A 12,128-nucleotide genomic window follows, 5' to 3' on the forward strand; every position below is an offset into this window, starting at 1 on the left:
GGCGGCAAGGCGTACAAAGTAAGCGTCAGGCGTTCGGAATATCAAGCGGCGAGCTTGAACCCTCTATCAAGGTGCTGCCGGGGCCGCGGTCCCGACGACTGCCAATCCCGCGTCTTGCACCCTTGGGGCAGGCCCCCGCCACGTCTCGGCTGCCGATTCGACAGGTATTGGCCGAATTTTTGCTATTCAAGCTGCAAGCCGCCTTTAGACGTCATTTTTTCGGCACCGTCTAAAAGGGCCCTATGCCCCCCCCACTTCGATGCCTCCTCGGGTCGTGGGGCTTTCAACCGCCCATGAGCCTTGGTGTCCATGTCGAATTCAATTCCTGTCACGAGTCCGCTGCTTCCTCCGCTGGAAGAGTTCATGCCGTTTCTGGAGGAGATCTGGGCCAGCAAGCGTCTCACCAACGGTGGCCCTTTCCATGAACAGCTGGAAGCCGCACTGGCCGAGCACTTGGGCGTTGAGCATGTCTGCCTGTTTTCCAACGGCACCCTGGCGCTGGTCACCGCACTCCAGGCGCTGCGCGTCACGGGCGAGGTGATCACCACGCCGTATTCATTCGTCGCCACGGCCCACTCGTTATTGTGGAACAGCCTTAAGCCGGTGTTTGTCGACATCGACCCGCTGACCAACAACCTGGACCCCAAGCGCATCGAGGAAGCGATCACGCCGGCGACCACGGCCATCCTTCCGGTTCATTGCTATGGGATTCCCTGTGACGTCGATGCCATTCAAAAAATCGCCGACACCTACGGGTTGAAGGTCATCTATGACGCCGCCCACGCGTTTGGTGTTCAGCACAATGGCACCAGCGTCTTGAATCATGGTGACCTTTCGGTCCTCAGTTTCCATGCCACCAAGGTGTTCAACACCTTCGAAGGCGGCGCGATCATCTGCCACGACAGGAAGACCAAGCAGCGCATCGATTACCTGAAGAACTTCGGTTTTGCCGACGAAGTTACGATCATGGCGCCGGGCATCAACGGCAAGATGAACGAGATTCAGGCAGCGTTCGGCATGCTCCAATTGCGCCACATCGATTCTGCGCTGCAGTCGCGCAAACGTCTGTTTGATCGCTACGCCAGGGCGCTGGCAGACGTGCCCGGCATCACCTTGCTGGAACAGCCTGCAGGCGTGGACTGGAACTATGCCTATTGCCCGATTTTCATAGACGGTTCTCGGTTCGGCGTGAACCGCGACGAAATGTACAACCGCTATCGTGCGCGTGATGTGCTGGTGCGGCGTTATTTCTACCCGTTGATCACAGAATTCCCGATGTACCGCAGCTTGCCCAGTTCGGACGCTGCGAAGCTCACCCATGCCCACCTGATTTCCAGCCGCGTGTTGTGCCTGCCGATCTACCCGGACCTGACGGATGAGCAGCAGGACTCCATTATCGACATCCTGCTCAGCGCGCGCGGGGCCTGACCGATGCAACCCGTGCTCATCGCCCCTACCCGCAGCCCTGCCGGGCTTGATCAGCGGTCCAACGACCATGCACTTCTGGATCAGGGCCGTGTGGCCCTGATGCAACCGTACTTTCTTCCTTACCTGGGTTACTTTCAGCTGATCGCCGCGAGCGACTGTTTCGTGCTGTACGACAACGTGCAGTTCATCAAGAACGGCTGGATCGAGCGCAACCGTTACCTGCTGGAGGGCGAGCCGAAGTGGTTTGGCTTGCCGCTGGCAAAGGGCAGTCACTCGCAGTTGATCAATCAACGCCAGATTTCGCCACACTTTGACATCGACGCCATCATGAGCCGCCTCGCGTTTGCGTACCGCAAGGCACCCCACGCTGAGCGCACGCTGACCTGGCTCGAAGCGCTGCTGAAGTTGCCGGCGCACAACATCGCCGAGTTCAACGAGCTGGCGCTGCGCTCCTGCTGCAGCCTGTTGCGCATTCACACCCCGATCGTTCGGGCGAGCGAGTGGTCACCCGCTTCACAGTCGCGTGGGCAGGACCGCGTGATCGAAGTCATCAGCGCGATCGGCGGAACCCGCTATCTGAACCCTTTCGCCGGCGGTGCCTTGTACGACAGCGCAGCGTTTGCGGCCGCAGGCTATGGGCTGGACCTTCTCAAGCCGGACCTTGAGCCTTACCTCCAGCTGAACCAGCCCTTCGTGCCGGCACTGTCGGTGTTGGATGCCTTCATGTTCAACGACCTGGAAACCCTCAGCGCCTGGGTCAAGCGCGGGGAGATTGTGCGTGGTTGAGGCGATGGGGGGCTTTTTCGAGCTGGAGCTTCGCCGAGGCCAGCATCCCTATCCGCACGCGCGCGCCTACAACCTGGCGCGTTCGGCTTTCCAGGCGCTGCTGCTGGCGCAGCAGGCACGCAGGGTCTGGATACCGCATTTCATCTGTTCAGTGATGCCCGATGCTGCCCGGGCGGTTGACGTTGAAGTCGTGCGCTACGGCATGAATGATCTGCTCGAACCTGCAGCCCTGCCGGTTCTCGGACCTCGCGAGGTCTTCCTGTATGTCAATTATTTCGGCCTCAAGGATGCTTACATCCGCGACACCCTGGCGGGGCAGTATGGCGGTGCGTTGATCGTCGACAATTCGCAGGCGCTGTTTTGCGCGCCGGTTGACGGCATCCCCACGCTGTATTCTCCGCGCAAATTTGTGGGCGTGCCGGATGGAGGCTGGCGGGTGAACGGGCCCTGCGATCTCGAACAACTGCCGCCTGGCAATTCTGCCAACCGCTTCGATGCCCTGCTCGGGCGTCTGGCCAATGGGCCGGAAGCCCATTACGCCGACTTCCAGAACACCGAGGAGGCGCTTGGAACAGAGGGCATGCGCGGCATGTCCGCAATCACCACGCGACTGCTCAACAGCATTGACTACGATGAGATCGGCAGTCGACGCCGGGCCAACTTCTCTCAACTGCACGACGCTCTGGGCGCCCTCAACACGTTCAAGGCCCTTGATCTCACGCCAACTGCTGCGCTGTGCTATCCCCTGCTGCTCAAGGATGTTCAGGAAGCAGAAAAGGTCAGCGCAGCGCTGCTCAAACAGCGGATATACGTGCCCTGCTACTGGCGCGACGTGCTGTCGGACAGCAATGTCCCGACGCTGGAGCAAGACATGACCCGCCGGCTTCTGCCCCTCCCTGTCGATCAGCGTTACGGCGCTTCTGACATCGCGCGGCTGGCGAACCTTATTCTTCAGGCATCGAGAACATCATGAGTATCCGTGGTACACGAATCACCTTGCGGGCCCTGGAAGCAGATGACTTGGAGCGACTGCACGTCTGGTCCAACGATGAGGCCCTATGGGCGATGCTGGGCGGCTGGCATTTTCCGACCTCCCGGGAGGCTCAGCGCGAGTGGCTGGGACGTCTTAAAAGCGACACGCTGAATCAGCGCTTTGGTATAGAAACGTCCGAGCACGGTCTGATTGGCACGGCAAACCTGGTCGACATCGACTGGAAAAACCGCACCGCGGAACACGGCATGATGATCGGTTTCGAGCACCTGCGCGGTCAGGGTTATGGCCGTGAGGTGATCGCCACCGTGATGCGCTACGCGTTCGACGAACTCGGCCTTGAGCGGTTGTCCACGACGATCATCGAGTACAACCAGGCGTCGCTGGCCACCTACACTGGCAAAGCGCCCTGGGTGATCGAGGGTACGCAGCGCCAGTGGTACTTTCGCAAAGGCCAGCGCTGGGATCGTCACCTGCTGGGTGTGACAGCAGCCGACTACCGGGCGTGGATGGCGGCCCGGGACGGTGATTCATGAATGACGAGGCCTGGCAAAACCTCTGCGCAGACGGGTACGTCTGTCTGCCGGATCTGATGGCCGCCAGCGAGGTCGTGCGTTTGCGCGAAGACCTGGCGCAGGCCATCGAACGCTGCCGCAGTGTGCAGGTGCAGAACGCCATCGTTCAGCGCACCGAGCAGACCGCTCACCACATCCTGCAGGCCGACACCGGTTTCATCGCCCTGCTGGCCCGGTTTGGCGAATGGGGGGTCACCGAGCTGCTGCGCAACATGCTCGGCGGCGAGGTGATCCTCAATTCATTTGGTGGGCTGAACAACCTGAACAGCACCAATGCCTACGTGCGCAACGTGCACCGCGATGTGCGCTCATGGTCGGCAGAATCGATGCAGATGGCGCAGATTCTGGTACTGCTCGACGACTTCACGGCGCAGAACGGCGCCACCCTGTTTCTGGCTGGCTCACACCAATCGCCGCAAAAGCCGGACGACAATCAGTTCGAGGCGCACGCCAGCAAGGCGCTGGGTACAGCAGGCTCGATCTATCTGTTCGACTCGCGGATATGGCACGCCGCCGGGGTCAACCGTACGTCGGGGCCACGTCGCTGCCTGACCCTGACGTTTACCCGCAGCAACCTCAAGCCGCAGTTCGACTATTGCCGAGCGCTGGGCTCCGCCTTTTGCGAGCAGCAATCGCCGGACCTTCAGCAACTGCTCGGCTGGTTCGCCCGAACCCCCTCCACCCTTCACGAGTGGTATCAGCCTGAAGACCAGCGCTTTTACCGAAAAAACCAGGGATAGACCATGGCCAACCGCGATTACAACCAGGAATTTCAGAACAACGCCCATCGCAGTTATTTCTATGACTTCGATGCCCGCCTGCGCCGCTACATGATGGAGAGCTTTTCGCCCTGGTTGACCGAAGGTCCTGCACTGGAACTGGGTTGTTTCGAGGGTGAATTCACGCAAATCTTCAGCGAGCGCTTCCATGACCTGACCGTCATCGAAGCGGCCAGTGATCTGATCGGCGTTACCCGCCAGCGCGTCGGCGAACAGGTCGCCTTCGTCTGCAGCACCTTCGAGACGGCCACGGTGGAGCCGCGATTCGAGAACATATTTCTGATCCACACGCTGGAGCATCTCGACGATCGGACCGCCGTGCTACAGCGCATCGCCCAGTGGTTAAAGCCAGGCGGTCGGCTGTTTATCGCCGTGCCAAACGCCAACGCGCCCTCGCGCCAGATTGCCGTGAAGATGGGCCTGATCGAGCACAACAGTGCGGTGACCGAGGGCGAGCGCCTGCATGGACACCGCATCACCTACTCCCTGGACACCCTTGACCATGAAGTGCGCCAGGCAGGATGGTCGGTCCGGCACAGAGGTGGCGTGTTCTTTAAACCGTTGGCCAACTTCCAGCTGGACAAGGCATTGGAGAGCGGTTTGGTGGATGAGGCGTTCATGGATGGCTGCTACGCCCTTGGGATGCATTACCCCGAGTTGTGCGCCAGCGTGTTTGTCGTCTGCGAACGCAGCACCGCAGCGGAGTGACGCGCATGATCAACCGCAACCTGCACGGCAAGCTCCCGGCGCCTTATTACATTTACGCGCCCGACTACCGGGAAACCTCATCGGGCATCTGCGTGATGCACTACCTCTGCCATGCGCTGAACATTGCCGGTCACGAGGCGTATGTGGCGCTGTGCGATGTGAAAAACCCGGCACTGCGTACGCCGTCGCTCAGCGAAGAACTCATCAAATGCCATCAGGACCTGGGCCGCACGCCCATCGTCGTCTATCCCGAAGTGGTCTCGGGCAACCCCTTGTCGGGGCCCGTCGTGGTGCGCTATATCCTCAACCGCGAGGGTTTTCTGACGGGTAATGGTCTGCAGGCGGGCAGAAACGACCTGTTCTTCCACTACGCCCATGATTTCCGCGACGAAAGTCTCAACACCAACATGCTGACGCTGCCGGTGATCGACTCGGAACTGTTCTCGCCGCCCAAGGAGCCGGTAGAGCGAACAAAGTCCTATCTTTACCTGCACCGCCATCTCATTCGCGATGTCGACTTCTTGAGCCTTCCTGCCGACATCGAAATCCTCTCCCTGAGCAAACCCAAGACCCTTGCCCAGTTGGCGGAGATTTTCAAGACGGCAGCAGTGCTCTACTCGTACGAGATTTCTGCGACCTGCACCGAGGCGATGCTGTGTGGATGTCCGGTGATCTATTTGCAGGGCGGGCACATCGACACCCTGCCCTTCACCGAGCACTTCGGCGACGCCGGTGCGGCCATGCACTACGAGCCGGGAGGCCTTGAGCGCGCCCGTGCATCGCTGCCTCAGGCACGGCTGCGCTGGCTCGAAATCGAGGACACGTTCTGGCAACAGCTCGATTACTTCATCGAGTTGACCCAACGCGCCGTGGTCGATCACAAGGCCAATCTGCACACACGACCGCTGACCGAATGGTTGCAGGCGCGGGCTTTGTCCCCTGTGCAAGAACGCTTGATCGCCGCGCGCCGAGCCGAATTGAGCAACAGCAGCAGTCTTACAGTGATCGTACTGGACCGATTGGATAGGCCAGACCAGGTGCGGCTGACCCTTGAAAGCCTGGGGGTGTGGCAGGCCCAGGCCGTTACGCGGCGGACTGTGGTCTTGAGCGCTTCACAACGTCCACAGGATGTCCCGCCGGACATCGAATGGCAGTTGGCGGCGAGTGACATCGCGCTGCAAATCAATGCGCTGTTACGCAATGACGGCAGCGAATGGTTCATCATTTTGCACGCTGGCGACGAGTGGCAAGCCAGCGGCACCCTGCGCCTGGAGCTGGAGCTGGCGCAACACAGCCAGTGCCAGATGGTCTATTTCGATGAGATCCATCACGCCGATGATGTCCGCGGTATCGCCATGCGGCCGGACTTGAATCTCGATCTGCTGCTGAGCTTTCCCGTCAGCATGGCCACCCACTGGCTGTTCAAGCGTGAGCTGGCGCTGGACGTCGGAGGCTTCGATCCGGCGTTCAGCCAGGCCCTGGAGTTCGACCTGATCCTGCGCCTGATCGAGCAGAACGGCATTGGCGCAATCGGCCACATCGATGAACCTCTGCTGGCGTGCAGCGCACCGACGCTGGCGCAGAACAGCGACGAAGTCAGAACGCTCAAGCGCCATCTGCTAGCACGAAACTATCTGCATGCCGACGTCATTGAAGCACCTGCCCGGCACTACCACGTGCAATACGGGCATCAGAGCCGGCCGCTGGTGTCGATCATCGTGCCCACTCGGGATCAGTTGCCGATGCTGCAGCGCTGCATCGAAACCGTGCTGGAAAAAACGGCGTATCAGCATTACGAAATCATCATCGTTGACAACGACAGCCAGACCCCGGAAGCGCTGGAGTGGCTTGCCAACATGGAGGCCATCGGCGGTCAGAAAGTACGCGTGTTGCGTTACCCGCTGGCGTTTAACTTCTCGGCGATGAACAACATGGCGGCGGCTGAAGCACGCGGCGACTATCTGGTGTTGATGAACAACGATATCGCCGTTCTGCGCGAGGACTGGCTGGACAAGCTGCTGAACCATGCCCAGCGTCCGGAAGTGGGTATCGTCGGCAGCAAACTGCTCTATCCCAACGCGACGATCCAGCACGCGGGTGTCATTCTCGGACTGCGAGGCCCGGCCGAACATCCGTTTTCCGGCGAATCCGCTACGTCCCCCGGGTATATGCAACGGCGGTGGCTGGATCAGGATTTAAGCGCGGTGACCGCTGCCTGCCTGATGGTGCGCAAGTCTATTTATGACGAGGTTTCGGGCATGGACGAGGAGGCTTTCAAAGTCTCCTACAACGACGTTGATCTGTGTCTGAAAGTGGGTCGCCAGGGCTACCTCGTGGTGTGGACACCCCATGCACTGTTGCTGCATGAAGGATCGGTCAGCCAGACGGCGGACTTGAGCTTTGAGAGGAAGAAAAAAGAAGTGCGTTTTGCCGGGGAACGCGACGCGATGTACGCCAAGTGGCTACCGTTGTTGGCGCGCGACCCTGCATACAACCCCAATCTTTCGCTGAGTGGTAATGGCTTCGATCTTGAGCCGATTACCGCGCTGACATGGCAACCGATGGCCTGGCGCCCGCTGCCAAGGGTGCTGGTGCACCCGGCTGACGCCGGTGAATCCGGCCATCAAAGAGTTCTTGATCCGCTCAAGGCGTTGATGGAGGCGGCGGCGGTCGACGGTTTCGCCCTGCCGACACCGCTGGGGGTGGTGGACCTGCAGCGCTACAACCCGGACGTTATCGTCTATCAACGGCATCTGGATGAACTACGGCTGGACGATATGCGACACGCCTCTGCGTTTTCCTCGGCATTCAAAATATTCGACCTGGACATTGATGTGTTCAGCCTGCCCGCCCATCATCCTGATCACGACCGTCTACCGACGGACCTGAGCAACGCGATGGAGCGAGTGGGGCGTTTCGCGGACAGGTTCATCGTGGCCACTCCTCATCTAGCCGACCTTTTTTCCGGATTCCATGGAGATCTGAGGGTCATTCCCGCGCGACTTCCAGTGGACCTGTGGGGCAACCTGCACCCACGTCGCAATCGTGGGTTCAAGCCGCGCGTCGGCATCCTCTGCGACACCGATGTGCATCTGCTGAACAATGTGGTTCAGGTGCTCACCGATGAGATTGAGTGGATTTTCGTCGGCACCTGTCCGGAGTCAATACGCCCCAGCGGCTTCGAGATCCATGGCAGTCCCTCGCTGCAGCGCAAGGCAAGCGCCCTGGCCAGCCTGGACCTGGATCTCGCGCTGGTTCCGCTGGAGCAGAATCCCTTCAATGAAGCCCGTGGCAACCTGCCGCTGGTTGAATACGGGGCGTGTGGTTATCCGGTCATTTGCAGCGATGTCCGTGCCTATCAGGGCGACTTGCCGGTGACGCGGGTTGCCAATACCGATCAGGCCTGGATCGACGCGATCCGCGCGCACCTGCATGATCTGTCTACGGCGGCGAGGATTGGCGATCAGCTGCGGAGCAAAGTGCTGAGCGACTGGATGCTGGACGACGGAGGCGTTGAGGCATGGCGCACGGCCTGGCTGCCGTGATGGACATTGAGGCACCTGAGGGCGGTCACGCCAAGTGCTAGGGCATGCACGTCAAAGAGAGGACGGCGTGCGCGATCGATACGCCCCCGGACTTTCCCCTGTCCATTTCTTGAACGCCCGGTGGAACGCGCTGGGCTCTTGAAATCCCACCAGTGACGCGATCTCGACCACGCTCAGTTCGGTGTCGCGCAGCTTCTGCTGGGCGATGCCGCGCCGCACGTCGTCCTTGATCCCTTGAAACGCGCAGCCCTCACGCTCCAGCCGACGGCGGAACGTGGTGGCGCTGAGCTTCAGCTCGTCGGCCATTTCCAGCAGCGTCGGCCAGTGTCCGTAATGGCTGTTGCGCAGGCGTTGATAGACTTGCGCCGCCAGCCCGCGCTGGTTGCGGTAGCGGATAACCAGCCACTGCGGCGCGGTGCGCAAAAATGATTTGAGCGACGGCAACGACTGCACCACCGGCAGACGCAGGCAGTGGCTGGAAAACTCGATCTCGGTGCGCTGCTCACCAAAACTCAGGTTGAAACCCCACAGCAGCGAATCGTCGCTGAGGCGCTGACGGCGCTGGCGGAACTGCGCGCGGTCGATACTGATGCGGCGCCCGCCAAGCCAGCACAGCAGGCTGATCATCAGCAGCAGAAACGTCTCTTCACCGAAGCGCTGCCGGACCGGATCGTCCGTCGTGGTGTCCACCGCGAGCACCGCGCGTGGGCCACGAATGATGAGGCTGCCGCGGAAGTCGCGCAGGAACAGGCCGAAATTGCTCAGGCACTGGCGCAGGGCCTTTTCCAGGTTAGGTTCCTGAATCAGCCCCCGGCATATCAGGGCGAAGCTGCCCAGAGGCATGCCGTGGGAATCGAGGCCGAAAAACTCGTCGCCCAGTTCCTTGATCTGAATCAGCCACAACGCCGCAAACGCACTGGCCGAGACCCGCGCCGTGGGGTCGTCGAGCAGCGCCATGTCGATTTCCGCCGCCTGCAAAACCGACTGCAAACGCAGCGGCTGGTCGCGCAGCGCATGGACGATCAACTGGACGAAGTAGATCGACACTGAATCCTTTTCCCGCATGACCGCTTTTCCCTTTTTTCAATGGTGCAACACGGATCAGGCGCTGATGGTAAAGAACGCCAGCCCATCTGGACAGTTTCGGCATAGGCCCGTCCCGAACGCCGATCTAGACTTGCCCGCAGTCAGCACCGGCCGAAATCCCATTTCGCGGTGCAGCCCCCACAATTCCAATACGTGTCAGGAGTCGCCATGAGCACACCCGAAGTTTTCGTCGTCAGCGCACTGCGTACCGCCATCGGTGGATTCGGCGGTTCCCTCAAGGACGTCTCCCCCATCGAACTGGGCACCCAGGTCAGCCGCGCCGCACTGGCGAAATCCGGGATCGCACCGGAGCACATCGGCCATGTGGTCATGGGCCACGTGATCCCCACCGAAGTGCGCGACGCCTATCTTTCCCGGGTCATCGCCCTCGACGCCGGCCTCACCAAAGAAACGCCTGCCATGAACGTCAACCGCCTGTGCGGCTCGGGCCTGCAGGCCATCGTCTCGGCGGCGCAATCGCTGATGCTCGGCGACGCCCGGGCGGTGCTGGCCGGTGGGGCCGAATCCATGAGCCGTGGCGCGTACATAATGCCCCAGGCCCGTTGGGGCGCGCGCATGGGTAACGTCCAGGCGTACGACTACATGCTCGGCGCGTTGCATGACCCGTTCGCCAACATCCACATGGGCATCACCGCCGAGAATATCGCCGAGCACTACGGCATCACCCGTGCCGATCAGGACGCCCTGGCGCTGACCAGCCAGCAGCGCGCGGCCCAAGCCATCGCCGAAGGGCGTTTCGAGGGCCAGATCGTGCCGATCGAGATCGCCACGCGCAAAGGCACCGTGACCTTCGCCCAGGACGAGCACGTCCGTGGCGACGTGACTGCCGAGCAGCTGGACAAGATGAAAACCGCGTTCAAGAAGGCCGGCACCGTCACTGCAGGCAATGCGTCCGGCCTGAACGACGGCGCGGCGGCGCTGGTTATGGCCAATGGCGACATGGTCCGCGAGCACGGCCTCACGCCGATGGCGCGTCTGGTGGCGTATGCCCATGCCGGGGTTGATCCGTCGATGATGGGCCTGGGGCCGATTCCGGCCAGCCGCAAAGTGCTGGAACGTGCCGGCCTGACCGTGGCGGACCTGGACGTTATCGAATCCAACGAAGCGTTCGCCGCCCAGGCCTGCGCCGTCGCCCGTGAGCTAGGCTTTGATCCGGCCAGGGTCAACCCGAACGGCTCGGGCATCTCCCTCGGCCATCCGGTGGGCGCGACGGGGGCTATCATCGCCACCAAGGCGATTCACGAACTGCACCGGATTCAAGGCCGCTACGCGCTGGTGACCATGTGCATCGGCGGCGGCCAGGGCATCGCCGTCATCTTCGAACGTGTGTAAGGGGGCTTGTCGATGAGCATGCAACACATCGCTGTAATCGGCGCTGGCACCATGGGCAACGGCATCGCGCAGGTCTGCGCGGTGGCCGGTTTCGACGTGACCCTGCTGGACATTTCCGACACGGCACTGGAACGCAGCATGGCGACGGTGCGCAAGAACCTCGAGCGGCAGGTGACTAAACAGACGGTGACCGCCGAGCTTGCCGAAGCCGCCCTGGGGCGCATCCGCGTCACCACTGATTACGGCCAGTTGAATGGCGCGCAACTGGTGATCGAGGCGGCGACCGAGAACCTTGAGCTGAAGCTGCGCCTGCTCAAGCAGATCGCCAGCCATGTCGACCGCGACTGCGTGATTGCCTCGAACACCTCGTCGCTGTCGATCACGCAACTGGCCGCCAGCGTCGAACACCCGGACCGGTTCATCGGCCTGCACTTCTTCAACCCCGTGCCGATGATGAGCCTGATCGAGGTCATTCGCGGTCTGCAGACGGCGGACACCACCCACATCGCGGCGATCAAGCTGGCCGAGCGGTTGAACAAGACCGCGATCACTGCCGGCAACCGCCCGGGGTTTGTGGTCAACCGGATTCTGGTGCCGATGATCAACGAAGCGATTCTGGTGTTGCAGGAAGGCCTGGCCACTGCTCAGGACATCGACGACGGCATGCGTCTGGGCTGCAACCAGCCCATCGGCCCGCTGGCGCTGGCTGACCTGATCGGTTTGGACACCCTGCTGGCGATCGTCGAAGCGTTCAACGAAGGCTTCAACGACAGCAAATACCGCCCCGCGCCGCTGCTCAAGGAAATGGTCGCGGCGGGGTATCTGGGCCGCAAGACCGGGCGTGGGTTTTTTACCTATAACTGAATGAACACCGGAT

10 protein-coding genes are annotated in these 12,128 nt (G+C 61.3%); 9 read left to right on the forward strand and 1 reads right to left on the reverse strand.

Annotated features, from left to right (window positions below; all coding sequences use genetic code 11):
• The first annotated feature begins 309 nt into the window (after positions 1-309).
• The 7 genes from vioA to FX982_RS24185 are packed head-to-tail and all read left to right on the forward strand — an operon-like array spanning position 310 to position 8,812.
• Positions 310-1,428, forward strand: coding sequence for a dTDP-4-amino-4,6-dideoxy-D-glucose aminotransferase VioA (vioA, locus tag FX982_RS24155; protein WP_172612888.1), 1,119 nt, complete (start codon positions 310-312; stop codon positions 1,426-1,428).
• A 12-nt stretch (positions 1,429-1,440) separates the two neighbouring features.
• Positions 1,441-2,214 (forward strand): WbqC family protein, encoded by a 774-nt coding sequence (locus tag FX982_RS24160; RefSeq protein ID WP_172612889.1) that lies wholly within the window; start codon positions 1,441-1,443, stop codon positions 2,212-2,214.
• Entirely contained in the window at positions 2,207-3,187 is a 981-nt protein-coding gene (locus tag FX982_RS24165) for a hypothetical protein (protein ID WP_172612890.1), read from the forward strand. The genes FX982_RS24160 and FX982_RS24165 overlap by 8 nt, the downstream gene beginning before the upstream one ends.
• Complete coding sequence (locus FX982_RS24170) at positions 3,184-3,741, forward strand: GNAT family N-acetyltransferase (protein WP_172612891.1); 558 nt, start codon at positions 3,184-3,186, stop codon at positions 3,739-3,741. The genes FX982_RS24165 and FX982_RS24170 overlap by 4 nt, the downstream gene beginning before the upstream one ends.
• Positions 3,738-4,520: a phytanoyl-CoA dioxygenase family protein gene (locus tag FX982_RS24175; RefSeq protein ID WP_122534834.1), complete on the forward strand. Its 783-nt coding sequence runs from the start codon at positions 3,738-3,740 to the stop codon at positions 4,518-4,520. The genes FX982_RS24170 and FX982_RS24175 overlap by 4 nt, the downstream gene beginning before the upstream one ends.
• Positions 4,521-4,523: 3 nt before the next feature.
• Positions 4,524-5,267, forward strand: coding sequence for a class I SAM-dependent methyltransferase (locus FX982_RS24180; protein WP_122534833.1), 744 nt, complete (start codon positions 4,524-4,526; stop codon positions 5,265-5,267).
• 5 nt (positions 5,268-5,272) lie between these two features.
• A complete protein-coding gene (locus FX982_RS24185; RefSeq protein ID WP_172612892.1) occupies positions 5,273-8,812 on the forward strand; it encodes a glycosyltransferase in 3,540 nt (1,179 codons plus the stop codon).
• 51 nt (positions 8,813-8,863) lie between these two features.
• On the opposite strand, the gene FX982_RS24190 is transcribed toward FX982_RS24185, so the two are convergent.
• Positions 8,864-9,877: an AraC family transcriptional regulator gene (locus FX982_RS24190; RefSeq protein ID WP_172612893.1), complete on the reverse strand. Its 1,014-nt coding sequence runs from the start codon at positions 9,875-9,877 to the stop codon at positions 8,864-8,866.
• A 189-nt stretch (positions 9,878-10,066) separates the two neighbouring features.
• On the opposite strand from FX982_RS24190, the gene FX982_RS24195 reads away from it, so the two are divergent.
• Both FX982_RS24195 and FX982_RS24200 read left to right on the forward strand, forming a co-directional pair.
• Positions 10,067-11,251 (forward strand): acetyl-CoA C-acyltransferase family protein, encoded by a 1,185-nt coding sequence (locus tag FX982_RS24195; RefSeq protein WP_172612894.1) that lies wholly within the window; start codon positions 10,067-10,069, stop codon positions 11,249-11,251.
• A gap of 12 nt (positions 11,252-11,263) precedes the next feature.
• The gene (locus tag FX982_RS24200) at positions 11,264-12,115 is read left to right on the forward strand and encodes a 3-hydroxybutyryl-CoA dehydrogenase (protein WP_172612895.1); all 852 of its coding nucleotides are present in this window, start codon (positions 11,264-11,266) and stop codon (positions 12,113-12,115) included.
• The last annotated feature ends 13 nt before the right edge of the window (positions 12,116-12,128 follow it).

The organism is Pseudomonas graminis, assembly GCF_013201545.1.
In the GTDB taxonomy this organism is placed as follows: Bacteria; Pseudomonadota; Gammaproteobacteria; order Pseudomonadales; family Pseudomonadaceae; genus Aquipseudomonas.